The organism is Kutzneria buriramensis (genome assembly GCF_003387475.1).
In the GTDB taxonomy this organism is placed as follows: Bacteria; Actinomycetota; Actinomycetes; order Mycobacteriales; family Pseudonocardiaceae; genus Kutzneria; species Kutzneria buriramensis.
Genome location: NZ_QUNO01000006.1, coordinates 306,108 through 329,427, shown reverse-complemented (window position 1 = coordinate 329,427; position 23,320 = coordinate 306,108). Strand labels below are relative to the sequence as shown.

General features: G+C 70.4%; 28 protein-coding genes. 8 read left to right on the top strand and 20 right to left on the bottom strand.

Annotation, left to right across the window (positions count from 1 at the left end):
• Nucleotides 1–10: 10 nt before the first annotated feature.
• Nucleotides 11–253, bottom strand: coding sequence for an LppA family lipoprotein (locus BCF44_RS19610; protein ID WP_170217621.1), 243 nt, complete (start codon nt 251–253; stop codon nt 11–13).
• A 282-nt stretch (nt 254–535) separates the two neighbouring features.
• Between BCF44_RS19610 and BCF44_RS19605 the strand changes: the two genes are divergently transcribed.
• The 4 genes from BCF44_RS19605 to BCF44_RS19595 all read left to right on the top strand — a co-directional run bounded on the left by BCF44_RS19605 (nt 536) and on the right by BCF44_RS19595 (nt 3,184).
• A complete protein-coding gene (locus tag BCF44_RS19605; protein WP_147328543.1) occupies nt 536–1,672 on the top strand; it encodes a coiled-coil domain-containing protein in 1,137 nt (378 codons plus the stop codon).
• A gap of 84 nt (nt 1,673–1,756) precedes the next feature.
• Nucleotides 1,757–1,969 (top strand): antitoxin, encoded by a 213-nt coding sequence (locus tag BCF44_RS19600; RefSeq protein WP_116175759.1) that lies wholly within the window; start codon nt 1,757–1,759, stop codon nt 1,967–1,969.
• 68 nt (nt 1,970–2,037) lie between these two features.
• Entirely contained in the window at nt 2,038–2,214 is a 177-nt protein-coding gene (locus tag BCF44_RS55550; RefSeq protein ID WP_170217620.1) for a hypothetical protein, read from the top strand.
• 19 nt (nt 2,215–2,233) lie between these two features.
• Complete coding sequence (locus tag BCF44_RS19595; protein WP_116175758.1) at nt 2,234–3,184, top strand: phosphotransferase family protein; 951 nt, start codon at nt 2,234–2,236, stop codon at nt 3,182–3,184.
• On the opposite strand, the gene BCF44_RS19590 is transcribed toward BCF44_RS19595, so the two are convergent.
• Both BCF44_RS19590 and BCF44_RS19585 read right to left on the bottom strand, forming a co-directional pair.
• Nucleotides 3,160–3,654 carry a DinB family protein gene (locus BCF44_RS19590; RefSeq protein ID WP_116175757.1) on the bottom strand — a complete coding sequence of 165 codons (495 nt, stop codon included), beginning with the start codon at nt 3,652–3,654 and terminating at the stop codon, nt 3,160–3,162. The two genes, BCF44_RS19595 and BCF44_RS19590, sit on opposite strands and share 25 nt — an antisense overlap.
• A 45-nt stretch (nt 3,655–3,699) precedes the next feature.
• A complete protein-coding gene (locus tag BCF44_RS19585; protein WP_116175756.1) occupies nt 3,700–4,536 on the bottom strand; it encodes a helix-turn-helix domain-containing protein in 837 nt (278 codons plus the stop codon).
• Nucleotides 4,537–4,637: 101 nt separating this feature from the next.
• Between BCF44_RS19585 and BCF44_RS19580 the strand changes: the two genes are divergently transcribed.
• Nucleotides 4,638–5,861: a CynX/NimT family MFS transporter gene (locus BCF44_RS19580; RefSeq protein WP_116176015.1), complete on the top strand. Its 1,224-nt coding sequence runs from the start codon at nt 4,638–4,640 to the stop codon at nt 5,859–5,861.
• A 106-nt stretch (nt 5,862–5,967) separates the two neighbouring features.
• Here the strand turns inward: BCF44_RS19580 and BCF44_RS19575 are convergent, their stop codons facing one another.
• The 3 genes from BCF44_RS19575 to BCF44_RS19565 all read right to left on the bottom strand — a co-directional run bounded on the left by BCF44_RS19575 (nt 5,968) and on the right by BCF44_RS19565 (nt 7,835).
• Nucleotides 5,968–6,255, bottom strand: coding sequence for a hypothetical protein (locus tag BCF44_RS19575; protein ID WP_116175755.1), 288 nt, complete (start codon nt 6,253–6,255; stop codon nt 5,968–5,970).
• Between the two features lie 173 nt (nt 6,256–6,428).
• Nucleotides 6,429–7,244, bottom strand: a complete 816-nt coding sequence (locus BCF44_RS19570; protein WP_116175754.1) for an SDR family oxidoreductase — start codon at nt 7,242–7,244, stop codon at nt 6,429–6,431.
• Nucleotides 7,245–7,256: 12 nt separating this feature from the next.
• Nucleotides 7,257–7,835, bottom strand: coding sequence for a TetR/AcrR family transcriptional regulator (locus BCF44_RS19565; protein ID WP_170217619.1), 579 nt, complete (start codon nt 7,833–7,835; stop codon nt 7,257–7,259).
• 79 nt (nt 7,836–7,914) lie between these two features.
• On the opposite strand from BCF44_RS19565, the gene BCF44_RS19560 reads away from it, so the two are divergent.
• Entirely contained in the window at nt 7,915–8,400 is a 486-nt protein-coding gene (locus tag BCF44_RS19560; RefSeq protein ID WP_246015286.1) for an AAA family ATPase, read from the top strand.
• Here BCF44_RS19560 and BCF44_RS55545 read toward each other — a convergent pair.
• Nucleotides 8,387–9,292 (bottom strand): GNAT family N-acetyltransferase, encoded by a 906-nt coding sequence (locus BCF44_RS55545; protein WP_170217618.1) that lies wholly within the window; start codon nt 9,290–9,292, stop codon nt 8,387–8,389. The genes BCF44_RS19560 and BCF44_RS55545 overlap by 14 nt on opposite strands.
• A 35-nt stretch (nt 9,293–9,327) precedes the next feature.
• Nucleotides 9,328–9,765, bottom strand: coding sequence for a nitroreductase family deazaflavin-dependent oxidoreductase (locus BCF44_RS19550; RefSeq protein WP_116175752.1), 438 nt, complete (start codon nt 9,763–9,765; stop codon nt 9,328–9,330).
• Between the two features lie 114 nt (nt 9,766–9,879).
• Between BCF44_RS19550 and BCF44_RS19545 the strand changes: the two genes are divergently transcribed.
• Nucleotides 9,880–10,437 carry a TetR/AcrR family transcriptional regulator gene (locus tag BCF44_RS19545; protein ID WP_170217617.1) on the top strand — a complete coding sequence of 186 codons (558 nt, stop codon included), beginning with the start codon at nt 9,880–9,882 and terminating at the stop codon, nt 10,435–10,437.
• A gap of 13 nt (nt 10,438–10,450) precedes the next feature.
• On the opposite strand, the gene BCF44_RS19540 is transcribed toward BCF44_RS19545, so the two are convergent.
• From BCF44_RS19540 to BCF44_RS19495, 10 genes are all read right to left on the bottom strand, one after another.
• Complete coding sequence (locus BCF44_RS19540; protein ID WP_116175750.1) at nt 10,451–10,855, bottom strand: nuclear transport factor 2 family protein; 405 nt, start codon at nt 10,853–10,855, stop codon at nt 10,451–10,453.
• Nucleotides 10,852–11,772 carry an aldo/keto reductase gene (locus BCF44_RS19535; protein WP_116175749.1) on the bottom strand — a complete coding sequence of 307 codons (921 nt, stop codon included), beginning with the start codon at nt 11,770–11,772 and terminating at the stop codon, nt 10,852–10,854. The genes BCF44_RS19540 and BCF44_RS19535 overlap by 4 nt, the downstream gene beginning before the upstream one ends.
• A complete protein-coding gene (locus tag BCF44_RS19530) occupies nt 11,769–12,875 on the bottom strand; it encodes a type III polyketide synthase (RefSeq protein WP_116176013.1) in 1,107 nt (368 codons plus the stop codon). Before BCF44_RS19530 ends, BCF44_RS19535 begins: the two co-directional genes overlap by 4 nt.
• Nucleotides 12,876–13,009: 134 nt before the next feature.
• Entirely contained in the window at nt 13,010–13,804 is a 795-nt protein-coding gene (locus BCF44_RS19525) for a pentapeptide repeat-containing protein (RefSeq protein ID WP_211353108.1), read from the bottom strand.
• A 35-nt stretch (nt 13,805–13,839) separates the two neighbouring features.
• Nucleotides 13,840–14,778: a hypothetical protein gene (locus tag BCF44_RS19520; protein ID WP_246015342.1), complete on the bottom strand. Its 939-nt coding sequence runs from the start codon at nt 14,776–14,778 to the stop codon at nt 13,840–13,842.
• Between the two features lie 257 nt (nt 14,779–15,035).
• Nucleotides 15,036–15,218, bottom strand: a complete 183-nt coding sequence (locus tag BCF44_RS19515) for a hypothetical protein (protein WP_116175747.1) — start codon at nt 15,216–15,218, stop codon at nt 15,036–15,038.
• A gap of 143 nt (nt 15,219–15,361) precedes the next feature.
• Nucleotides 15,362–16,465: a macrolide family glycosyltransferase gene (locus tag BCF44_RS19510; RefSeq protein WP_116175746.1), complete on the bottom strand. Its 1,104-nt coding sequence runs from the start codon at nt 16,463–16,465 to the stop codon at nt 15,362–15,364.
• 1 nt (nt 16,466) lies between these two features.
• Nucleotides 16,467–17,645, bottom strand: a complete 1,179-nt coding sequence (locus BCF44_RS19505; RefSeq protein WP_116175745.1) for a macrolide family glycosyltransferase — start codon at nt 17,643–17,645, stop codon at nt 16,467–16,469.
• 18 nt (nt 17,646–17,663) lie between these two features.
• A complete protein-coding gene (locus tag BCF44_RS19500) occupies nt 17,664–18,959 on the bottom strand; it encodes an amidohydrolase family protein (protein ID WP_116175744.1) in 1,296 nt (431 codons plus the stop codon).
• The gene (locus tag BCF44_RS19495; RefSeq protein ID WP_211353107.1) at nt 18,956–19,696 is read right to left on the bottom strand and encodes an alpha/beta fold hydrolase; all 741 of its coding nucleotides are present in this window, start codon (nt 19,694–19,696) and stop codon (nt 18,956–18,958) included. The genes BCF44_RS19500 and BCF44_RS19495 overlap by 4 nt, the downstream gene beginning before the upstream one ends.
• A 175-nt stretch (nt 19,697–19,871) precedes the next feature.
• Between BCF44_RS19495 and BCF44_RS19490 the strand changes: the two genes are divergently transcribed.
• Complete coding sequence (locus BCF44_RS19490; protein WP_116175742.1) at nt 19,872–21,443, top strand: M4 family metallopeptidase; 1,572 nt, start codon at nt 19,872–19,874, stop codon at nt 21,441–21,443.
• Between the two features lie 71 nt (nt 21,444–21,514).
• Here the strand turns inward: BCF44_RS19490 and BCF44_RS19485 are convergent, their stop codons facing one another.
• Both BCF44_RS19485 and BCF44_RS19480 read right to left on the bottom strand, forming a co-directional pair.
• Complete coding sequence (locus BCF44_RS19485; RefSeq protein WP_116175741.1) at nt 21,515–22,207, bottom strand: histidine phosphatase family protein; 693 nt, start codon at nt 22,205–22,207, stop codon at nt 21,515–21,517.
• Nucleotides 22,208–22,252: 45 nt separating this feature from the next.
• Nucleotides 22,253–23,299: an LLM class F420-dependent oxidoreductase gene (locus BCF44_RS19480; protein ID WP_116175740.1), complete on the bottom strand. Its 1,047-nt coding sequence runs from the start codon at nt 23,297–23,299 to the stop codon at nt 22,253–22,255.
• Between the last annotated feature and the right edge of the window lie 21 nt (nt 23,300–23,320).

Below are 23,320 nucleotides of genomic sequence, written 5' to 3'. Positions count from 1 at the left end.
GATCATCCTGTCAGAGGTGGCCGCGTGCCTTCGCCGCCGCGGTCAGGTGACAGCCGACGTCCAGGCCCAGCACCGTGTGCTTGGCTGTGCCGAGCGTGATCCGGCCGTCGTCGCCGACGCTGTGGAAGGCCTCGTCGTGGTCGCCGGGCGAGTCGTTGAGGCGCTGCGGTGTGGTGCCGAAGCCCTGTTTCTGCGCGACCTGGCCGATGATGACCAGGGCCCGTTCCCACTGGGCGTCGGTGATGGCCGTCATCCGCCCCCACCACCCTCGGCACACGGTTGATCTCTCTCCGTGCACACTATGCGCCCCCATTCGGCCGTCTGCTCGAGATTCACCCGGCCGCGTTTCGTCACCGTGACGATCGCGGGCCTGGTGATCACCTTTGGCCGCCCCGCGACCACCTCGGTCTAGGTCATATCAATAATCTCACTTATCCATATGACTACTGCCAGACTCTCCTGTCGACATGTTCTAGTTTCGATTCTCTAACCGTGTAGTTTTGGTTCTCAAACCTATTGCTGTAGGATCGCCTGGGTGAGCGTTGACGCAGGTGAACGGCATCTGTCCCCTCCGGTGCGGCGTGGGAGCCGGGACGAACGGCGCGAGGCGACGCTGAGGGCGTTGACGGCGGGCACCGGGGCGCGGTGCGCGTACTGCGGGCGGGCGTTGCCGGAGTTGTCGCCGAGAGGGGGGCGGCCTACGCCCTACTGCGCGGCGGAGCCGGAGCGGTACGGGAGTTGGGGCGCGAAGGTGATCACCTGCGCGATGCTGGACGAGCAGCGCGAGATCTGGGTGCACCTGTACGGCCCGGACCAGCCGATGACGCGGCTCGACGTCGGCAACCTCGATGAGCGGCTGACGGTGGTCCAGACGGCGGTGCGGCCGCTGCTGGACGAGGTGGCTGCTGTGCAGGAGTACCTGAACCAGCAGATGGCGGCGACGATCGCCACGAGCGACGAGGCGGCGGCCGCCCGCGACGAAGCGAACCGCGCCACGGCGGAAGCCTTGGCGGCGCGGGACGACGCGCTCGCCAAAGCCGATGCGGCGGTCGCGGCGGCGGAGGCGGACCGGGCTGCCCGCGAGGAGGCCGACGCCCAGGTCGAGCAGGCGAGGATCGCCGCGGAGGCCGCCGTCGCGGGGCAGCGCGAGGCCGAGGCGGCTCGGGACCAGGCACAGCGGGAGCGCCAGCAGGCTCTGGACCAGGTGACCAGCGCTCAGCGGCAGGTTGCGGACCTCCAGCAGACCCTGAACAGCGAGCGGGTGGCCACGGTCGACAGGATTGCCCACCTCCAGGCCGAACGGGCCGCGGCGGAACAGGCCCTGCGGACCGAGCTGACCGCCGAGTACGAGAACCGGCTGACCGCTCAGGCGGACGCCTTCGCCGCCACCGAGCGTGCCCTCCGGCAGGAGGCGGACACCCGCATCGACAAGCTGACCGGCGACCTCGCGGCCGCCACCCGCACCTTCGCCGACGAACTGGGCCGCCTCCATACGGACAAGGCCACCCTCGCCGGCGACCTTGCCCGGCAGACCTCAGCGGCCGGCGAGGCCGAGCTGCGACACCGACGTCTGGAGGCTGGTCTGGCCGATGCCCTCCAGCGCGCCGGCGACCTCGATGCCCTGCGCCACCACATCGCCCGGCTCGTGGAAAAGCCGACTGTCCAGGGATGACCCACCCGAAGTGGTGAGTTCGCGTTTCCGAGGGTTGCTCCGGGGTCAGCCTGGATGGGTACGACGGTCCAACCTGGAGGCGAGATGGCTCTCTCGGACAAGTTGAACGAGCTGAAGAACAAGGCCAAGGAGATGGTCGGCGAGCACGGCGACAAGGCGGACGGCGCGGTGGACCGCGCCGGGGAGTTCGTCGACGAGAAGACCGGCAACAAGCACTCGGACCAGATCCGGCAGGGCACGGACAAGGCCAAGGAGGGCCTGCGCAACTGGGGCGGCGGCGACCAGCAACAGCAGTAGGGGCGTCGACGTCTGGTCCATGTGCACTCCGGCCATGGCGAACAGCGTCGAGCCGGAGGGCCCGCGCGGTGGTGGACCTGCTCAACTCGCGCGCGTACGCGATCCACCCGGACAAGCTTGACGAACCGGAGCTGCCCGCGCCGTTCGGGCAGGACGCCACCGCGGCGCCGCCGGAGCGCTTCTCCGAGCCGTGCGGCAACCGTGCGAACGTCGCCGCCTGCCGAGCCCGCAACGCCGCCGGCTGAAACATGGCATGGTCGGCGGGTGCATTTCGAGTCGATCACACGCGCCGACGGTGCGTTCCAGCAGTCCTTGACGGCCGAGCAGATCGAGGCGGCGTGCCGCCGGGGCTTCGGGCGGGAGCCCGAAAGCGCCGTGGAGCTGGGCGGCGGCTCGTTCAACACGACCTACCGCGTGGACTTCGACGAGCCGGTGATCCTGCGGGTCGCGCCGGCGTGGTCGTACCGGATCGAGCGGGACTTCATGCGACACGAGCACGCCTCGTTGGCGTTCTTCGCACCCATCGCCGCCCTCATGCCACGAACCCTGTTCGTGGACTTCACCCACGACCTGATCCCCCGCGACTACACGTTCCAGACGATGCTGGGCGGAGTGGCCGGCCCGGACGGCCTTAGGGACCTCGCCGACAAGAAAGACTTCTTCCGGCAGCTGGGCGAGATCGTACGGACCGTGCACGGGGTGCGCGGCGAGCGGTTCGGCCGGCCGGCGGGGCCGACGTTCGCCACCTGGAGCGAGTGCGTGCTGTCCACACTGGACGACACCGCCAGAGACCTGCGCGACGCCGGCCTCGACGACTCCGACGTGCGCGAGGTCCAGGCGCTGGCGGCGAAGAACGCCGACGTGCTGGACGAGATCACCGAGCCGCGGCTGCTGCACGGCGACCTGTGGGTGCCCAACGTGCGTCTGGACAACGGGCGGATCGTCGGCGTGTTCGACCACGACCGGGCGTCGTGGGGCGATCCGGCCGCGGACTGGAGCCTCTACGAGGCGGGCTCGCGCCCCGGCACCGACCGGGACGCGTTCTGGGACACCTACGGCCAGCGCGACGAATCCCCGAACGCGGCGTGGCGGGCGAACCTGTACCGGGCCGTGCACATGGGCGCGGTGCGCATCGAGCGGCATCGGCTCGGCCTCACGGACAAGATCCCCGCCAGCTACGAGCAGATGGCTCAGGTGCTGGCCGAGCTGCGCTGAGGCCGCTCCCCCGCCGCGCCGTCGGCCTGCTCGCGCAGCAGGTCCAGGTGGCCGAGATGGCGGGCGGTCTCCTCGATCATGTGCAGCAGGATCCAGCGCAGCGACCTGTCCCGGTGCACGGCCTGCTGGTCGAGCGACTCGGCGGCGAGGATGACCTCGTCGCAGTGCTTCTGCTCGGCGCTGTAGTCGGCCAGCAGCTGGGCCATCGACACGTCCGCCGGCACCTTGAAGTCGGCGTCCTCGTCCTCCTCGGTGTGGTCGAACATCAGGTCGGCCTTGTCGGCGAAGGCCCAGCGGAACCAGCCGCGTTCGCAGTTGGTGAGGTGCCGGACCAGGCCGTGGATGGTGAGGCCGGTCGGCGTGCGCACGGAGCGCAGCACGTCGTCGGAGGCGCCCTGGACCTTGTACGGCACCAGGTCGCGCTGTCGTTGCAGGAACTCCAGCAGTGACTCCCGTTCGATGTCGCTCATGGCCCCGCAGGCTACGGCCACCGCCCGCCGCCCACGACCGATTTCCTACGAGATGGAGCGCAGCCGGGTGAAGGGCTCGGACCGGAGCTGGTCGAGTGCCCGGGCGGTCTGCTCGTCGGCAGGCAGGAACACGACCAGCTGCTGGTCGTCGGTCGGCAGTTCCAGCGTCTCGCGGAGCAGGCGCAGCTCGGGCCCGGTCGGGTGGTTCAGCCGCAGCACACCCCGCTGCGGCACCGCGTGGCGGTTGAGGCGGCGGGTGAAGTCGTCGCCGGCGATGGGGGTGAGCTCGCCGGTGAGCCATTCCAGGTTCTCCAGCGACGGCGCGAGCCAGATGTCGAACGCCTGCTCGTCGGCGATGTCGTCCCAGTCCAGGAAGAACGTCCGAGCCCGGGGGTCGGTGAACAGATAGCGGATGAGGTTGGGGGCGCAGCCGTCGAGCAACCCGGTGCCGCCGGTGACCGCCGCGTATCCGCTGGTGTGGGCGAGCACGTCGCCCAGCCGGTTGGTGACGATGGCGACGCCCGGTTCGAGCAGGCGCAACGTCTGAAGCACGGACTCCCGCACCTGGCGGGTCGGCGGCACGGGCCGGACGTAGGTGGCGCACTCGCCGCCGGTGATCTTCGCCAGGTAGCGCAGGTGGTTGCGCTCGGACGGGATCAGGCGCAGCGCGTTGGCCAGCGCGTCGATGACGGCCGGCGACGGGTTGCGGTCGCGGCCCTGCTCGATGCGGGCCAGGTACTCCACGCTGATGCCGGCCTCGGACGCCAGGTCCAGTCGGCGCAGGCCCGGCGAGCGGCGGCGGCCGCGGTCGGGCAGTCCCATCGCTTCCGGCTGGACGCTGTCGCGTTTCGCCCGAACGAAGTCTCCCAGCGGCGTCCCCACGTTGCTAGCTTACGGGTCCGCGCCGCGCATAGGGTCGCCCTCTCGAGGCCACTCTGAGCACGGCCTGGTTGCGCCCGCCGCCCGCCACCACCATGGCGGGCATGGAGAACACGTCGACGCGCCGTTCCGGTCAGGCGCTGCTCGTCTTCGGCCTGCTCGTGGTGGCGGCCAACCTGAGGGCGAGCCTGACCGGCGTGGGCCCGTTGCTGGATCAGGTGCAGGCCGACCTGGGGTTGGCCCCGGCCGCCGCCGGCCTGCTGAACACGTTGCCGCTGCTGGCGTTCGGGTTGCTGTCGCCGATGGTTCCTCGACTTGCCGCCCGCTGGGGCGCCGAACGGCTGCTCGGCGGGGCGCTGGTGGTGCTGACGGTGGGGATCGCGGTCCGCTGGCTGCCGTCGGCGGTCGGGCTGTTCGCGGGCACGGTGCTGATCGGGGCCGGCATCGCCGTCGGCAACGTTCTGCTGCCCAGCCTGATCCGCCGCGACTTCCCGGCCAAGATGGGGCTGCTGACCAGTGCGTATGCCACCGTGATGGGCGGTGTGGCCGCGGTCGCGTCGGGGGTGGCGGTGCCGATCAGCCAGTCCGCGCCCGGCGGTTGGTACACCGCGCTGGGCTGCTGGATCGTGCTGGCGGTGGTGTCGATCGTGCTGTGGATCCCTCAGATGCGGGCCCCGCAGCATGCGGCGCAGGCGATCCGCCGCAGCCGGCTGCCGTGGGGGTCGCCGCTGGCGTGGGCGGTCACGGCGTTCATGGGGCTTCAGTCGCTTGGCTTCTACGTGATCGTCACGTGGCTGCCTCAGGTTTTCCAGGACAACGGGGTGAGCCCGGCCGCCGCCGGCTGGCTGCTGTTCCTGTTCCAGGCGGTGGCGGTGCTGACCAGCCTGGCGGTGCCCGGGGTGCTGCGCTGGGCCAAGGCCCGTGACCAGCGCGCGCTGGCGGCGGTGTGCTCGGCGATCCTGCTCGTCGGTTACGCGGGGTTGTTCGTCTCGCCGGGGCTCGCGCTGCTGTGGAGCGTCGTGCTGGGCCTGGGCGGCGGCGCGTGCCTCGTGCTGGCCCTGGCGTTCTTCGGCATGCGGGCCCAGGACGCGAGCTCGGCCGGCGCGCTGTCGGCGATGGCGCAGTCGATCGGCTACCTGCTGGCCGCTGTCGGTCCGGTCATCGTCGGCCTGCTGCACACCGTCAGCTCGGGCTGGCGGGCGCCGATCATGCTGATGATCGTGGCCGCCGCCGCGCAGACGGTGGTGTCGTTCGTCGCCGGTCGGGGCACGGTGCGGGCCTCCGAGGAACGGCCGTTGCCCGAACGCGCTTCCTTGCGGAGCCGGTGAGGCGGGCATGATCGGCTACGCGTTATCGGAGATCCGCCAGCTGTTGATCAACATGGTGCACCGGTGGCTGCCCGATCCCCAGCAAGACCACCGCAGCATCAAGAACTCAGTCCAACGCCTGGTACTCAGGCGACGGCTCAACCAGCTCCGGATGGTCCACAACATACGAGTCCCCGTAGATCTTCAGCATCGCCCAGTGCCATGCCTCGTCATGGAAGACCAACCCTCGATATGGTTCATCGCTAGCCTGGTACGGATACCGCTCCAGCGCTGCTGTCTCGGCCTGGATCTCAGTCAGGCCGCCGTACCGCCGCATCACCCAGGCAAAACATCGACGCTCCCCCGCCAGGTAGTCGACGTACTCTTCTTCGCTCCAGTCTTCCCTCCAGACCACCCCTGCACTCTAAGACCAGCAGCATCAAGACGGCGTCGCCATCCAAGCGCCGTTGCGATATCAGCGGAGGCGTTCCATCTCGCGACCATCGACCGGCCCGGGACGCTGGCCGCCCACGGGTGTCGTCTCGACGGCGGGGGCCGGTCGATGGTCGCGGCGTCGGCGAACAGGGTTCACGCGGAGCGGGAGGTGTCCTCCCAGTCCTTCCACGTCTGCACGCGGTCGGCGTAGACGCGCTGCGCGATGTCGAAAGCCGTGCCGGACAACAGGAGTCGGCGCGGCGGCTGCTCGGCGTCGATGGCGGCGAACACCGCGTCGGTGGTGGCGTCGGGGCCGGGCGCGGTGTAGGTGCCGCTGCTGCGGCGGGCGGCCATCGCGTCGTGCATCGCCTGGTACGGCGGCAGCGGCTCGGAGTGCACCGCGGACGCGCCGCCCCAGTCGGTGGCGTAGCCGCCGGGCTCGATCAGCGTGACCTTGATGCCGAAGCCGGCGACCTCCTGGGCCAGCGATTCGGTGAAGCCCTCCAGCGCCCACTTCGACGAGTTGTAGATGCCCAGGCCCGGGAACGCGGCGACGCCGCCGATGCTGGAGATCTGCACGATGTGGCCGGAGCCCTGCTCGCGCATCAGTGGAATGGCGGCCTGCGTCACCCACAGCGCGCCGAACACGTTCGTCTCGAACTGGGCGCGGGCCTCGGCCTCGGTGACCTCCTCGAGGTAGCCGAAGTGGCCGTAGCCGGCGTTGTTGACGACGACGTCGAGCCGGCCGAAGTGGGCGTGCGCCTGGTTGACGGCGGCGATGTCGGCGTCGCGGTCGGTGACGTCGAGCTGGATCGGCAGCAGCGCGTCGCCGTGGGCCTCGGCGAGGTCCTTCAACGTGGCCAGGTCGCGGGCGGTGGCGGCGACCTTGTCGCCGCGTTGCAGGGCGGCGACCGTCCAGCTGCGGCCGAAGCCGCGGGAGGCGCCGGTGATGAACCAGACCTTGCTCATAGGGCGTGTCCTTCAGTCGAATCCGTGGCTGGCTCGCGCGAAGCAGTCGCGGGCCAGCTCGAGCAGACGGTCGAAGCCGTCGTCGGGGGACCACATCGTGTAGGCCGTGGCCATCACCGCCTGGGCGGTGTTGACCATCAGGGTGTTCGCGACCTCCTGCCCCGGCACGGTGCGCGAGGCGACCCAGTCGCGGAACTCCGCGGCGAACCGCTCGCTGTGGTCGCGGGTGGACTCCGCGAGTTTCGGAGATGCGGCCTTGAGGCGCTTCTGCACGGCCAGGCCGTCGGAGAAGGTCGCGAGGTAGCCGAGCAGGACCTCCTGCAGCGCGGTCCACAGCGGCTCGTCGGCCGGGCGGTCGCGCATCAGCGTCCGCCAGACCTCGGGGGCCTCCGGGTCCGGGTCCAGCACGATGTTCTCCTTGCCGGCGAAGTAGTTGAACATCGTGCTGCGCGAGACGTTGGCCGCCGCCGCGATCTCCTCCACGCTGACGGCCTCGTAGCCGCGCTCCTCGATCAGGCGGAACGCGGCGGCCCGGATGGTGCGCCAGGTCTCGAGCTTCTTGCGTGCCCGCAGGCCCTCGGTGTTGGCCACTCGTCCACCGTAGGAGAACTTTGGACTGCGTGCAAGTTTGGTTTCAGTGTAGGTTTGATCGCAGTGTAGGTTTGGTGTGGTGTTGATCGTGCTGCGGGGGAATTCGGGCTCGGGCAAGTCGTCGGTGGCGCGCGCCGTGCGGGCCCGGGTGCCGCGGGTGGCGTTGGTGCAGCAGGACGTGGTTCGCCGCGACGTGCTGGACGAGGGGGATGTCGCCGGCGGGGCGAACATCGGGCTGCTGGACGTGATGGCCCGCTATGCCCTGGACCACGGCTATCACGTGGTGCTGGAGGGCATCTTCAACGCCGGCCGCTACGGGGAGATGCTGCGCGGCCTGGCCCGCGATAACGCGGCGGCGTTCTTCTACTTCGACGTGTCGTTCGAGGAGACCGCGCGCCGGCACGCGTCGCGGCCGGAGGCGGCGGAGTTCTCGGTCGAGGACATGCGCCGCTGGTATCGAACGCGGGACCTGCTGGGGGATCCGGTGGAGCGGCTCATTCCCGAGTGGACCTCGCTGGCGGCGGCCGCGGACCTCGTGGCGGCCGCCCTGATCACGCCTGCGTGAGGTACGGGGTGAAGTCGTCGGGGTGGGTGCCGGCGTCGAAGTCGGCGGCGGTGGCGTCGGTGTTGTCGTAGTCGACGACGATGCGCCAGCGGCCGTAGATCTTGCGGGCGAAGGTGTGGAAGTGGCCGTGGAACACCTTCTGGTCGCCGTCGGCGCGGGTGCCGGTGAGGCGGTAGACGCCGCGTTCGCTGGACAGTTCGCCGTCGGTGATGCGCTCGGTGAACCGGAACTCGATGGCGACGCGGCTGCCGCGCTCGTTCATGTCGGCCCGCCAGGCGCGGCTGGCGGCGGCGTACTCGTCGAGGTTCTGGATGCTGCGCGTGGGCCCGCCGGCGCGGACGAGCTCGGGGGCGTGCAGGGCGAGGAAGGCGTCGGTGTCGCCGGCGGCGTGCGCGGCCCGGTAGGGCTCCCAGATGTCGGCGTTGAGCTCGGTGAGGTAGCGGGCGGTGGGGCCGGCGTGCACCATGATCAACTTACCGTCCACTTCGCTGTCGTCGACGAAACCGTTGCGCCGGTACAGTTCCAGTGCGGGCGTGGCGGAGGTGAAGACCTCCAGCCGCACGGTCCGCTCCCCCGCCCAGTCCATCAGGCTGTCCAGCAGCGCCTCGCCGACACCGCGGCGGCGGGCGAACGGGGCCACCCACAGCGACACCAGCTCGACGGTGCCGTCGGGATTGTCGAACGCGCCGACCATGCCGGCGGGCTTGTCCTCGATCTCGGCGACGAGGTGCCGCGCGCCGGCGGCGAGCCGCTCGCGCCAGCGGGCCTCGTCGGCGTCCTGCCAGTCGGCCAGCGTGGCCGTGAACGCGTGCGGGGCGTCGGCGAGCGCGGCCAGTCGCAGCTCGCGCCAGGTGGCCCAGTCGTCGACGCCCACGGCGCGCACGGTGATCATGCGATCACCCTAGCGGGATCGGCCGGGGTGTTTCCTCAGTTCACGGGCTCGAGGACGAACACCGGGATCTGTCGGTCGGTGCGGGTGGTGTATTCGGCGTAGTCCGGCCACACCTGCACGGCCCGGTCCCACCACAGGTCCCGCTCCTCGCCGGCCAACTCGCGGGCGCGGTAGTCCTTCTTGACGTCCTTGTCCTGGAGTTCCACCAGCGGATTGGCCTTGAAGTTGTGATACCAGACGGGGTGCGTGGGCGCGCCGCCCTGGGAGGCGACCGCCGCGTAGACGCCGTCGTGCTCCACGCGCATCACCGGGTTCTTGCGCAGCTTGCCCGACTTCACGCCGACGGAGGTGATCACCACGACCGGCACGCCCCGCAGCTCGGTGCCCTCGGCGCCACCCGACTTCTCGTACTTGTCGACCTGCTCGCGGACCCAGTCCGACGGGCTCGGCTCGTACTCGCCCTGCAACGGCATGGCTTCTGCTCCATTGTGAGAAGGGGCTGACCGGTTCCACCATGGCCCGTTCACCTGCCGACCGTCAAGTGACTCACTTGTCAACCGGCAGGTGAAATTGCGAGAATTGCGACCGTGAGCCCCGGAGTCCGGGCCGAGCAGGCCCGCCGCACCCGCGCCGCGATCCAGGAGACGGCGCTGGCGCTGTTCGCCACGCGCGGCTACGACGCGACGTCGCTCCAGGACATCGCCGACGAGCTCGGGTTGACCAAGGCCGCGGTGTACTACCACTTCCCGAGCAAGCTGGAGCTGCTCCAGTCGATCTGCGAGCCGGTGTACGCGCGGGTGTCGGCGATCATCGAGGCGGCGGCCGCGCAGTCGTCGCGGCAGCGGCGGATCGACGTGGTGGCCGAGGGTTTCGCGGATCTGACCGTGGGCCGGCGGGCGACGATCAGCGTGCTGGCGGCGGATCCGGTGATGCACGGCCGGATGAAGGCCGCGAGCCGCATGGACGATCTGCTCGGCCAGGCGGCCGAGGTCCTGTACGGCGAGCACCCGACGCCGGACCAGCTGCTGGCCGTGCGGGCGATCGCCGTGGTCAGCGACGCCATCTCGGCGCTGCCGGAGCTCGGCGACGACGAGGCGCGCGAGGTGTTGGCCCGCGCCGTGAAGCGGCTGCTCCCCCGGCGCTGACCCGCGAACTCGCTCAGCCCGAGCGGCGGTCGGCACTCGCGATCGCCGCCAGGCGCCGCGGATCGTAGATGTTCTCCCAGTGCTCGACGATGCGGCCGTCCCGAAACCGCCACAGGCCGCAGAACGCCTCGGTGAACTCCTGATCGCCGAAGCGGGCCCGCAGAGTCCCCAGGACGGCCCCGAAGTGATCGTTCGCTGTGATGTGCTGCACGTCCATCACCAACGTCGCGTCGGTCGAGTCGACGAGATCGACCTCCCAGCGTTGCACCGCCGCCGCGCCCCGCACCTCACCGGCGTCGGGGTCGACGGCCCTGGTGGCCGGGTGCAGGACGGCGTGTTCGTCCAGGTGGTCGCCGATGCACGTGAGATCCCGGTACACCGCACGAAGGGTTTCGACGTTGGGATGAACCGCGGTCATGTCTGCCTCGCCGACTTGGTCGGCCGGAACGTCGGCAGCGCCAGGTCGTCGACCGCCGCGGTGATCGCTGCCATCTCGGACTCGGCCAGCGTGATGTCGGCGGCGGCCATGTTCTCCGCCAGGTGGCTCAACGACGTCGTGCCGGGGATGAGCAGGGTGGCCGGCGACCGGTGCAGCAACCACGCCAGCGCCAGCTGGGACACGGTGCAGCCGTACTCCTTCGCGACCGTCGCGAGTGGACCGACCAGGTCTCCGTGTCCGAGTGGGAAGTACGGGATGAACGCGATGTGCTCGCGCTCGGCGACGGCCAGCACGTCGTCGTGCGCCCGATCCACGATGTTGTAGAGGCACTCGACGGCCGCGATCGTTCCGTGGCGGCGGGCCTCGGCAAGGTTGTCGACGCTGACTCCGGGCTGGTCGGACACACCGATCTCGTTGATCTTCCCCTGCCGCTGGAGGCGGACCAGCTCGCCGATCTGGTCCGCGAGCGGCACGGTCGGGTCGATGCTGTGCAGTTGGTACAGGTCTATGCGGTCGACGCCGAGGCGGCGCAGGCTCAGGTCGACCTGCTGGCGCAGGTACTCCGGGCGGCCGAGCGGCATGATGTAGAGCGGCGTCTCGTGGTTCCAGTCGTCCGGTCCGCTGCGCAGCATGCCGCCCTTGGTGCTGATGACCAGGTCGGCGGGATAGGGGTGCAGGGCGCGGCGGATGATCTCCTCGTTGGTGCCCGGTCCGTACGCGTCCGCGGTGTCGATGAACGTCACGCCGAGGTCGACCGCTCGCCGTAGCACGGCGATCGCGTGGTCGGGGTCGGCCGGTTCGCCCCAGACACCGGGGCCGGTGAGGTGCATGGCCCCGTAGCCGAGTCGTCGGACCTCGAGATCCCGGCCGATCCGGATGTGGGTGGTGTCGTTCATGGAAGGCTTCTCCGCCGGTTCTGGACACGGTCGCCGGGCGGGGCCGGTGTCGAGTCGTCGGCCGTCCATCGGCCGAGCGTGACTTCGGCGGTGATTCCCGGGCCGAATCCGGCGACCAGACCGCGCGCGCCCGGTTGGAGGTCGGCAGCCTCGAACGTGCGCCGCAGCGCGTCGAGGACGACGGCCGACGCGATGTTGCCGTACTCGGTCAGCGTGGCGCGGCTGTGCTCGAACATGGTGGCGTTCACCATGAGGAACTTCGACAGATCGTCCAGAATGCGAGGGCCGCCCGCATGGATGACGTAGAAGTCCAGTGCGCTGGCGTCCCAGCCGTGCTCACCGGCGACTTCTCGCAGTACCGGCGCCAGCTGCTCCATCGTCCGCGGCACCCGCCGGTCGAGCAGGAAATGGAATCCGGTGGCCTTGACGGCATAGGAGATCCAGTCCTCCGTGTCCGGCACCAACCGTGACGCGTTACGCTCGAGATCGATTCCGCTGCCGCCTGCGGAACGGGTGACCGCGGCGGCGACCGCGTCGCCGAACAGGCCGTTGGCCAGGAGGTTTCCCACCGTCGTGTCGGTCGGCTGGTAGCACAGCGAACAGAACTCGCAGGCCACGATGAGCACGTTCGCCCCCGGGTGGGCACGGCAGTCGTCCAACGCGCGGTTGATGGCCGCGCCACCACCCGCGCAGCCGAGCTGGGCGATCGGCAACTGCCGAACGTCGGTGCGAAATCCCAAGTTGTTGATCATCCATGCCGTCATCGACGGCATGGTGAACCCCGTGCAGGAGACGTAGACGATCGCGTCGATCTGACCGACGGTGAGGTGTGCGTTCCGCAGCGCCCGTGTGACGACCGGAGGCACCCGTTTCCTGGACTCCTCCACATAGACGCGGTTGCGCTCCTCGAAACCGGGATGGCTCAGCGTTTTCTCGATCGGCTGCACCAGGTGCCGGGTGCGCACCTCGGTGTGCGAGATCAACCGCAGCGCGAGCGGCAGGCTGTCGTGGTCGTGGTGGAGGCGACGGGCGAGGTCGAGCGTCTCCTCCAGCGTGATGGCGTGCTCGGGGACGTCGACCGCGGGGCGACAGAGGACTGGCATCATGGCGCCCCTACTGAGGGTGAGGGTTCACGTGACCGTCATCGCCAGGCTAGGACCCGCAAGTCCCCAGGTCAGTAGCTACGCCAGGCCATCCGACGCCACCGCCGCGAACGCGCCACGTCTGTCACCAGTGACTACGTCGACCAGTGCCCGGGGCGGCTCACCGTGCTGGGGATGCGGGTGGCCCCGTCACCGCGGGCGGCGTTGATCTGGGACTGGGTGAGGAAGAGGGCGTCGGTGAGGTCGGCACCGCGCAGGTCGGTGTCGCGCAGGTCTGCGCCGATGACGTCGGCGAGGCGCAGGTCGGCCTCCCGGAGGTCGGCGGCGATCAGGTAGGCGCCGCGCAGGTTGGCCCCGGCGAGGTTGGCGCCCTTGAGTTTCGCGCCCATGAGGTCGGCGCCGCGGCGGTCGGGGCGCTTGCCCTTGACGGTGGCGCGGGTGAGTTCGCTGGCCCGCAGCAGGAGTTCGTTGACGTCCTTGCGGTGCTCGGCGACGTCGACGGCGAGCAGAGTGTCCGGTGTGGACAGTGTGACCTGCTCGATCAGCTGGTACGCGGCGGTGATCCGACCGTGCAGGGACTTGGCGGCCGGCAGCGTCCGCGCCTGGGCCAGGTACCACAGGAGTTCGTGCAGCTGCCGCATGATGCCGAAGGCCTCGAACATGCGGGGCCCGGAACCACACCAGTCGACGCCGGCGAAGGTGTGCTGCGAGACCTTCTGGCCGGCGCCGAAGCAGTCGAACACTGTGCAGCCGCGGAAGCCCTTGGCGCGCAGGTCGGAGTGGATGCCGCAGCGGTGGTCTGCGAGCAGGTTGCGGCACGGCGTACCGGCGTTCTTGGTGATGGGGAAGTCGGCCGAGGCGGTGAAGGGCAGCGCGACGCAGCACAGGGCGAAGCAGTTGGAGCAGTCGGCGCGCAGGTCGTCGGTCACGGTGACCAGTCAACAGCACGCCGACCGCGCCGGCGTCACAGGTACTGGCTGATGTCGTACAGCACGGAGGTCAGCGCGGTGATCCGGGCCGCGGAGGTCTCCCACGTGGTGTCGACCGGCTCCAGGGTCAGCACGACGACGATCTTGTTGTCGTGCGGGCCGACGGCACCGGTGGTGTGCATGGCGCGCCGGGTGGTGTCGATGTCGGGGCCGCCGGTGGCGGCCGCGCCGGCTGGTGCTTCCGCGCCGACGCGCATCGCGGCCAGCGTCCGGGCGTCGGCGCCGTCGGGGTCGGGCGGGACGGGGTTGGCGGGGCTGCACTCGTGGCCGGCGGCGGGGCCGTCGCCGAAGCCGGACCAGCCCTGCTTGACGCCCCACGGCCGCGGCACCGCGCTGGGGATGCCGAAGGACTGGTCGAAGCCGTCGTCGCCGCACTTTGTGGACTGGCGCAGGTTGCTCATGATGAAGTCGCGGTAGCGCGGGTCGGCCCGGTCGAGGATGTAGTTGTAGATCTTGACGACGTCGGCGGCGCTGATCGCGGTGTAGCCCCAGATGCCGCGGTCGGCCGGCGGCGCGGTGTCGGTGAGGCCGATCTTGGCGATCATGCGCTGGACGATGGTCTCCCAGCCGTCCTTGACCCACAGCCAGCTGGCGGCGGTGTCGTCGCTGGAGCGCAGCATCGGCTGGAGCTGCTCGAGGTCGTGCTGCGGGATCTGCCAGTCGGGCCCGTGCGACTCGAGGTAGTCCAGCGCGATGAGCAGTTTCACGACCGAGGCCGACCGGAATTGCTTGTGCGCGTTGTAGGACAGGGTGGAATCGCCGGTGTCGCGGTCGTAGACCACGAATCCGGTGGAAATGCCGTCGGGCACGGTGACCGCGCCGGCGGCCGTGTTCAGGGTTTCCGCGCCGGCGACTCCGCTGGTGGCGGCGAGTGCTGCCACGCTGCTGGTGACGGCGACCGCCGCGGCCCACATTCTCTTCACGTTGTCGCTCCAAGCTTTTTTCGAGGTCCGAGGTCAATGTAAGGCGGCGTGAATCCGTGGTGATCATTCGTCAGCGTAGAGATGCCCGTTCGGGCCAGGGGTCAACTCGACGCAATGGTCACGTATGCCGGCAGCGCCGCGTTGCAGCGGTCACGGGCCGTGGCGCGGATCACGTCGGCCTGGGTGGTGACGAGGTGTCGGATCTCGGCCGGCAGCCGGCACGCACAGCCTGGTGTGGAACCACACCGTCACCCGCCGGCGGTGGCTGGCCACAAGCTCGGGTACGGCCTGCTCGCGGCGTTCGTCGCGGCCGGTCTGCTGTGCCTGGCGGTCACGTGGTGGGCCACCCCGATCGACGAGCTGGTGAACACGCAGCCCGCCGCCCCCATGCCGGCACGCACGTCGCCGGCGGCGTTCTTCGCCCGTGGCATCGCCCGGTCGGCTACGCGGCCTTCGCCACGTCCTCGGCGCCGCCATCGGCCTCGTGCTAGCGACGTTCGTCGGCTGACCGTGGGGGAAGGGGGAGGTCGGTAACCGCCCTGCACGTGGGGTTGGGGCGGTTACCGACGGCCGCTCAGTTCAGGGCCTCCTCGACCGCGTCGGCGGCGGCCACCGCGCCGCCGGCCTCGCGCAGCTCCTCGGCCATGGCGGCGAGGTTGGCGCGAATCCCTTGGTCTGCGGCCACTTCCGTGACGACGTCGGGCAGCCCGTCCAGGTCGGTCAGCATCCGTGCGAAGCCGAGTTCGGCGGCCCGCTCGGCGTTGGCGGTCTGCTCGATCGTCTGCGGGTAGGCGATCATCGGCACCTGCCGGACCAGGGCCTCCATCACCGAGTTCATGCCGGCGTGGGTGAGGAACGCCGCCGCGTACTTGAGCACGTTCTGCTGCGGGAAGAACGGCCGCACCTCGACGTTGGCCGGGATCGCGCCGAGCGTCGCGGGGTCGATCTGGTCGCCGACCGCCATCGCGACGTGCCAGTCGGTGTCGGCGAACGCGGCGGTGACGGCGGTGAAGAAGTCCGGCCGGTCGTTGAACACGGTGCCCAGCGACACGAACAGCACCCGCCGCCCGGCCGGTGGCCGCCAGTCCTCGTGCTTGTCGGTCAGGGTGGGGCCGACGAACAGGTAGTCCTCGCCGAAGCCGTCGCCGCCGAGCTGGAACCGGCGCGGCAGGAACACGATGCGCCGGCGCGGGGTGGGCGGCTCGGCGGGGACGCCGAGCTCGGCGACGAGTTTCGCCCACGCGGCGAGGTAGTCGCTCGGGTCGAAGTCCGGCGGGAACAGCAGCTTCCGCAGGTCGGCGCCCTCGGCGGCGTGCGTGGGCGAGGTGGTGACGGTCGGCACGCCGAGCCGGCGGGCCAGCAGCCAGCCGTGTGCGGTGAGGGCGTCGTAGCAGATCAGGTGGGGCCGGTCGGCGGAGAACACCCGCTCCAGCGCCGGCACCCCGGTCCGGCACGACTCCACGCTGCCCAGCAGCATCTCGTTGAAGTCGGCGGTGGGTCGGACGAAGCTGCCGGCGCCGGGCAGCGCGGTCGCGCCGGCGGCGGTGACCGCGTCGACGGCCGCGCCGGCTCCGGCGTAGGTGACGCGATGCCCGCGTCGGACGAGTTCGGCCACCAGCGGCAGGGTCGGGTTGACGTGCCCGGCCGCCGGCAGCACCACGAACGCGATGTGGGCCATCTCAGCGCACCAGCTCCTCGATGGCGTCGGCGCCGGCCGCGGGCCCGCCGGCGGCGCGGATGTGCTCGGCCATCACGGCCAGGTTGGCGCGGATCTCGGGGTCCGCGGCGACCTCCTCGACCATCCGGCGCAGCTCGTCCGGGTCAACGTCGACGCCGATGTCCAACTGCCGGCCGAGTCCGAGCTCCTGCGCCCGCCGCCCGTTGGCGGCCTGCTCCGGGATCTGCGGGTACGACACGATCGGCACCTGCCGCATCAGGGCCTCCATGGTGGAGCCCATGCCGGTGTGCGAGAGGAACACGTCGGCGTGCCGCAGCACCGTCGGCTGCGGGAAGAACGGCCGGACCTCGACGTTGGCCGGGATCTCCCCCAGCTCGGCGACGTCGACCTGGTGACCGACGGCCATCGCCACGTGCCAGTCGCTGCCGCCGAAAGCCTTGATCACCATGGCGAAGAAGTCGGCGCGGTCGTTGACGACGGTGCCCAGCGCCACGTACAGCACCTTCTTGCCGGCCGGCGGCTGCCAGTCGTCCTCGGCGTCGCGGATGCCGAAGGACGGGCCGATGAACCGGAAGTCGTCGCCGAACACCTCGCCCCGGATCTGGAACTCGCGCGGCACGAACACCAGGTTCAGCTTCGCGGTGGGCAGCATGCCGGCGATGACCTCCACCGGCACCCCGTACTCGGCCGCCAGCTGCTCGCGTTCGGCCAGGTACTCCTGGAATGTCGGGTGCGCCGCGTCGAAGTCCTTGGGCACCAACACTTCCGCCAGGCTGAACTTGTCGTTGCCGGCGAAGTTCGGGTACGTGGTCACCTCGGGGATGCCGAGCCTGTGCGCGGTCATGGCGCCGAGCACGGTCATCATGTCGTGCACGATGACGTCGGGCCGGTCCCGCTCCAGCCAGTCCGACACGCCCGCCAGCACGCGCCGGGTGGAGCGGACGCTCATGAGCAGCATCTGCGACAGCTCGCCGGTGGTCTGCCCGCCCTTGGACGCCGAGACCCGGCCCGGCGTCCAGTCGATCGGGAACAGCTCCGCGCCCGAGGCGGCGACCATGTCGGCGAACGCCGCCGAGGTGGCGTAGCTGACCCGGTGGCCGCGCCGGGTCAGCTCCTGCACCAGCGGCAGCGTCGGGTACAAGTGGCCGGGCGCGGGCACGGTGATGAACGCGATGTGCATGTGAATCCCCCAGTCCTGTTACTCCGATTCTGTCGGGGGACGCCACGATCCGTCGAGCGGAATGCCGGCCGCCGCGGAAATCCGGTTGCGCGATTCCAGCAGCCGCGATTTCAATGCCGGCAGGTCGACGCCGACCAGCGCGCCGTCGCGTTTGACCACGCGGCCGGCCACCAGAACCGTGTCGACCAGGCCGGGATGGCCGGCGGCGACGATCGTGCCGGCCGGATTGTTGAACGGGAACACGCTCAGGTCGTCGGCGCGCAGCAGGATGATGTCGGCGTCCTTGCCGGGCGTGAGACTGCCCGTTAGGGCGGACATTCCACACGCGCCGGCGCCGTCGACGGTGGCGAATTCGAGGAGATCCCGGGCTCGCAGGCCGCCGTCGAGGCCACGCTGCACCGCGTAGGCCGTGCGCATCGTGGCGAACATGTCGCCGCCGGCCGAGGGGCAGTCGTCGATGGAGAACGTGGGCCGCACGCCGGCGGCGAGCATGCGGCCGGTCATCGGCCAGCCGAAGCCCATCTTCAGCTCCACGTCCGGGCTGATCGACACCGAACTGCCGGCGTCGGCCACCATGCGCAGCTCGTCGTCGTCGACGCCGTTGGCGTGCACGAAGGTGATGGCGTCCGAGAGCAGGCCGCGCTCGTGGAACGCGGCGATCGGCCGGCTGCCGCGAGCCCCACCTGAGCCGACGTGCACACTGGACCGCAGGCCGAGTTCGCCGGCCAGCTTCAGATCCGCGGCGACAACGTCCATTGTGGTCAGTTGCGGGCCGCGCAGCCCCAGCGCCATCGTCACCAGGCCGTCGGGGATCTGGTCCCGGATGCGACGGAGCTCGGCGTCGTCGACGGGGTCGCCGCCCATTCCCCCGCCGTAGCAGAAGATTGAGCGGGCCGGCGCGTCCCGCAGGGCGGCCATCGCGGCGTCGGTGTGCTCCGGGCTCTGCGCGGCGTGGAACCAGTCCAGCATCGTGGTGACGCCGGAGCTCAACGCCTCCAGGCGTCCGAGCAGGTTGCCGAGGTAGATGTCCTCGGGTGTGTAGTGGGGTTTGAGCGTGCCGTGCATGGCCACCCGGTACTCGGCGAACGTCCAGTCGGCGCCGATGCCGCGGAAGGCCGTCTGCCAGGTGTGGCGGTGGGTGTCGACGAACCCCGGCAGCACGATCCGGTCGGTGGCGTCGATCCGGTCCGCGTCCGGGGCGTCGATGTGCTCGGCGACCTCGACGATCACGCCGTCCTCGATCAGCACGTCGCCGCGGGCGAGGTCGCCGCCGTCCATGGTGAGCACGGTTCCGCCGGTGAGCAGGGTCTTCATCGGGTGAGCGCCTCCACGAACGCCTTCGGGTTGTCCAGCATCATGTTGTGGCCGCCGCCGGGGATCACCGCCACGGTCACGCCGGCCTCGACCAGCGCCGCCTCGTCGGCCGGCCGGTCGCTGAGCTCACCGCGCAGGAAGGTGCGGGGAATCGTCAGCGCGCACAGGCTGTGCACGTACCAGCGCTCCCGCTCGCCGCTGGCCAGCGACACCGCGCTGCGGTGCATCGCCAACGGATCGGCGTGGCGCGCGGTGGCCGCCCACTCGCTGCCGACCACGCCGAGGATGCGCTGGTGCATGGTCTGCACGTAGTCCTGCTCGCCGTAGGCGGCGATCCGCGCGCTGAGCACGGGGCGACCGACCGGCCGCAGGTTCGCCTCGGCCAGGATCAGCTCGCCGACCAGCTCGGGGTGACGCTCCGCGAGCAGGATCGCGATCGCCCCGCCCATGCTGTGCGCCACCACCCGCACAGTGGCCAGATCCACGCTGCGTAGCAGCGTCGCGACCGTGTCGGCGTGGTCCTCCATCGTGTAGCCGAAGCTCGCCGGCCGGTCGCTCAGGCCGAAGCCGAGGAGGTCGACCAGCAGCGACCGACGGCCGGTGGCCGCCGCGACCTCGGCGAAATAGGCCGGGCCGGACGAGCCCAGGCCGTGCAGGTAGACCGTCGTCGGCTCGGCGCCGGGCAGCTCCACCCAGCGCATCCGGGCCCCGTCCGGCCCCACCTCGACACTACGCACCGTGTTCCCCCTTCTGTCGGACGTCCTTAACAGTCAACGTCCCATGGCCGGAGCAAGGGATTTCCCTATTACGTTCCGTGTTCGCGACTCGGCAGGATCGAACTCGTTCCCGATGTCCGATCCGTCGGAAACAGTGGATTTCTGGACACCCCTGCCCCAGGAACCAGGAGAGTCGATGAAACGTGTGACCCTGTGCTGCGCCGCGGCCGTGACGATGGCCCTGCTGGGCACCACCGCCGGGCTCACCACGGCCACCGCCGCGCCGGCCAATCCGCTGCTCGCCCGGCAGGCCGCGCTCGCGGCGGCCGCCGACCAGGCGTCCGCGCTGGCCGGCACGCTCGGGCTCGGCAGCCAGGAGAAGCTGGTCGTCAAGGACGTCGTCACCGACGCCAGCGGCGCCCGCCACCTGCGCTACGACCGCACCTACGCCGGCCTGCGGGTCATCGGCGGCGACCTGATCGTCGACGAGAACGCCGCCGGCACGGTCCAGGCGGTCACCTACGCCACCCGCGACCGCATCGCCCCGGCCACCACCCCGAAGCTGTCGGCCAATGCCGCCGCCGGCGAGGCCGCCGCGTCCGTCACTGGCTCCAACCTGGCCAAGTCCGCGCCGCAACTGGTCGTCTACGCCGTCGACACCACGCCCACCCTGGCCTACGAGACCGTGGTCACCGGCGTGCAGGCCGACCAGACGCCGATCCAGCAGCACGTGTTCACCGACGCCGCCACCGGCAAGGTGCTGTACTCCTACAACGGCATCGAGGAGGCCTCCGGAACCGGCAACACCGAGTACTCCGGCACCGTCCCCCTGACCACCACGCAGTCCGGCAGCACCTACCAGCTCAAGGACGGCAGCCGCGGCAACCAGCAGGTCAACACCCTCAACCACGGCTCCGGCACCGGCACCCTGGTGACCAGCGCGAACAACGTGTTCGGCGACGGCAAGGCCGCCACCACCAACACCGCCGCCGCGGACGCCGCCTACGGCGCCGCCGAGACGTGGGACTTCTACAAGAACACCTTCGGCCGCAACGGCATCAAGAACAACGGCGTCGGCGCGCTGAGCAAGGTCCACTACGGCAACGGCTACGTCAACGCCTTCTGGGACGACTCCTGCTTCTGCATGACCTACGGCGACGGCTCGGGCAACGCCCGCCCGCTGACCGCGCTGGACGTCGCCGGGCACGAGATGTCGCACGGCGTCACCTCCGCCACCGCGGGCCTGGTCTACTCCGGCGAGTCCGGCGGCCTCAACGAGGCCACCAGCGACATCTTCGGCACCATGGTGGAGTTCTACGCCAAGAACTCCTCCGACGTCGGTGACTACCTGATCGGCGAGAAGATCGACATCTTCGGCAACGGCAAGCCGCTGCGCTACATGGACCAGCCCTCCAAGGACGGCAACTCGGCCGACAACTGGTCCTCCACCGTCGGCAACAAGGACGTGCACTACTCCTCCGGCGTCGCCAACCACTTCTTCTACCTGCTGTCCGAGGGCAGCGGCACGAAGACCATCAACGGCGTCACCTACAACTCCCCCACGGCCAACGGCAAGGCCGTCACCGGCATCGGCCGCGACAAGGCCGCCGCCATCTGGTTCCGCGCCCTGACCACCAAGTTCACCTCGACCACCAAGTACGCCCAGGCCCGCACCGGCACCCTGGCCGCCGCCTCCGACCTGTACGGCGCCACCAGCGCCGAGTACAAGGCCGTGGCCGCCGCCTGGTCCGGCGTCAACGTGAACTGACCCGTCCCCAGTCGAAGGCCCCGGTCCAGCGGACCGGGGCCTTCGAGCATACGGAGTGGACGTTCCGGTTATCAAGGGCCGGTGGAACCGCCGACCACGGCGTCGGAGGTGTTCTCGTCCTCCTTGGGCTTCACCGGCACGATCGCGGCGTACTCCGACCCGTGGTCGTTCACCCGCACCACGAACGGCCGCGTCTTCGTGTACCGCACCACCGACACCGAACACGGGTCCGCGACGATCCGCTGGAACGAGTCCAGGTGCGTGCCCAACGCGTCCGCCAGCACCGCCTTGATCACGTCACCGTGACTGCACGCCAGCCAAACGGCCTCGTCCCCGTGCTCGGCGGTGATCCGCGCGTCGTGCCGGCGCACCGCGGCGACCGCCCGCGCCTGCACCGACGCCAACCCCTCGCCACCGGGGAACACCGCCGCGGACGGGTGCTGCTGCACCACCGTCCACAACGGCTCCTTCAACAGATCCTTGATCGCCTTGCCGGTCCACTCGCCGTAGTCCACCTCGGACAGGTCGTCCTCGATGACCGGCTCGATCCCCCGCTCACCGGTCAGGGGCGCGATCGTCTGCTGGCAGCGCAGCAGCGGCGACGACACCACGGCCGCCAACTCCACGCCGGCCAGCCGCGCAACCAGCTTCGCCGCCTGCGCCTGCCCGGCCTCGGCCAGCTGCACGCCGGGAGACCGGCCGGCCAGCACCCCGGAACCGTTCGCGGTGGACTGCGCGTGTCGCAGCAGAATCAGAGTCGCCACACGCGCAGCCTACGGTCCGGTCACGCTCGTGAAGTCCGTAGGCCGTCAGGCCACGCCCGACTTGTCCAGCGCCTCCGCCGCCGCGCGCAGCGCCTTCACGTTCAGGTCCAGGTCGAAGTGCATCGGCGACACCGTCAGCGTCGTCACCCCGGCCCCGGCCAGCGCCTGCATGCCGTCGGCGATCCGCTCCACCGGCCCCAGCAGCGACGTCGCGTCCAGGAACTCCACCGGCAGCGCCGCCATCGCCCCGGCGTAGTCCCGCGCCAGGTACTTCTCCTGCACCTCGGCCGCCTGCGCCTCGAAGCCCATCCGGCAGGCCAGGTTGTTGTAGAAGTTCTTCTCCCGGCTGCCCATCCCGCCCACGTACAGCGCCGCGTACGGCCGCACCTGGTCCGCGGCGGTCTTCCAGTCCTCACCCAGCACCAGCGGCGCGGTCGGCACCACGTCGAACCCGTCCAGGGTCTTGCCGGCCTTCTCCCGACCCGCCCGCACCTGCGCCAGCGACTCCGACGCGAACTCCGCCGAGTAGAACACCGCCAGCCAGCCGTCCGCGATCTCCCCGGCCAGCTCCAGATTCTTCGGCCCCACCGCGGCCAGGTAGATCGGGATCTGCTCCCGCACCGGGTGCACCGTCAGCGTCAGCGCCTTGCCGGGGCCGTCCGGCAGCGGCAGCGTGTAGTGCCTGCCCTCGTAGCGCAGCTTCTCCCGCCGCAGCGCCGACTTCACGATGTCGACGTACTCCCGGGTGCGCGCCAGCGGCTTGTCGAACCGCACCCCGTGCCAGCCCTCCGACACCTGCGGCCCCGACACGCCCAGGCCCAACCGGAACCGACCACCCGAAAGAGTGTCCAGCGTCGCCGCGGTCATCGCCGCCATCGCCGGCGTCCGCGCCGGGATCTGCAGGATCGCGCTGCCCACGTCGATCGTCGAGGTGTGAGCGGCCACCCACGACAGCACCGTCGGCGCGTCCGACCCGTAGGCCTCGGCGGCCCACACCACCGCGAAGCCCAGGCGCTCGGCCTCCTTCGCCAGCTCCAGGTTGTCCGCGTCGTTCCCCGCGCCCCAGTATCCGAGGTTCAGCCCAAGTCGCACGAGCCGGACCCTACCGGTCAG

Coding starts and splice junctions, on each gene's coding strand:
- BCF44_RS19610 (WP_170217621.1), bottom strand. CDS start 253: ATGACGGCCATCACCGACGCCCAGTGGGAACGGGCCCTGGTCATCATC.
- BCF44_RS19600 (WP_116175759.1), top strand. CDS start 1,757: ATGGCTCTCTCGGACAAGTTGAACGAGCTGAAGAACAAGGCCAAGGAG.
- BCF44_RS19590 (WP_116175757.1), bottom strand. CDS start 3,654: ATGAGCGACATCGAACGGGAGTCACTGCTGGAGTTCCTGCAACGACAG.
- BCF44_RS19580 (WP_116176015.1), top strand. CDS start 4,638: ATGGAGAACACGTCGACGCGCCGTTCCGGTCAGGCGCTGCTCGTCTTC.
- BCF44_RS19570 (WP_116175754.1), bottom strand. CDS start 7,244: ATGAGCAAGGTCTGGTTCATCACCGGCGCCTCCCGCGGCTTCGGCCGC.
- BCF44_RS55545 (WP_170217618.1), bottom strand. CDS start 9,292: ATGATCACCGTGCGCGCCGTGGGCGTCGACGACTGGGCCACCTGGCGC.
- BCF44_RS19550 (WP_116175752.1), bottom strand. CDS start 9,765: ATGCCGTTGCAGGGCGAGTACGAGCCGAGCCCGTCGGACTGGGTCCGC.
- BCF44_RS19540 (WP_116175750.1), bottom strand. CDS start 10,855: ATGACCGCGGTTCATCCCAACGTCGAAACCCTTCGTGCGGTGTACCGG.
- BCF44_RS19535 (WP_116175749.1), bottom strand. CDS start 11,772: ATGAACGACACCACCCACATCCGGATCGGCCGGGATCTCGAGGTCCGA.
- BCF44_RS19530 (WP_116176013.1), bottom strand. CDS start 12,875: ATGCCAGTCCTCTGTCGCCCCGCGGTCGACGTCCCCGAGCACGCCATC.
- BCF44_RS19520 (WP_246015342.1), bottom strand. CDS start 14,778: ATGTGGGCCGCGGCGGTCGCCGTCACCAGCAGCGTGGCAGCACTCGCC.
- BCF44_RS19515 (WP_116175747.1), bottom strand. CDS start 15,218: ATGCCACGGGCGAAGAACGCCGCCGGCGACGTGCGTGCCGGCATGGGG.
- BCF44_RS19510 (WP_116175746.1), bottom strand. CDS start 16,465: ATGGCCCACATCGCGTTCGTGGTGCTGCCGGCGGCCGGGCACGTCAAC.
- BCF44_RS19505 (WP_116175745.1), bottom strand. CDS start 17,645: ATGCACATCGCGTTCATCACCGTGCCCGCGCCCGGCCACTTGTACCCG.
- BCF44_RS19500 (WP_116175744.1), bottom strand. CDS start 18,959: ATGAAGACCCTGCTCACCGGCGGAACCGTGCTCACCATGGACGGCGGC.
- BCF44_RS19490 (WP_116175742.1), top strand. CDS start 19,872: ATGAAACGTGTGACCCTGTGCTGCGCCGCGGCCGTGACGATGGCCCTG.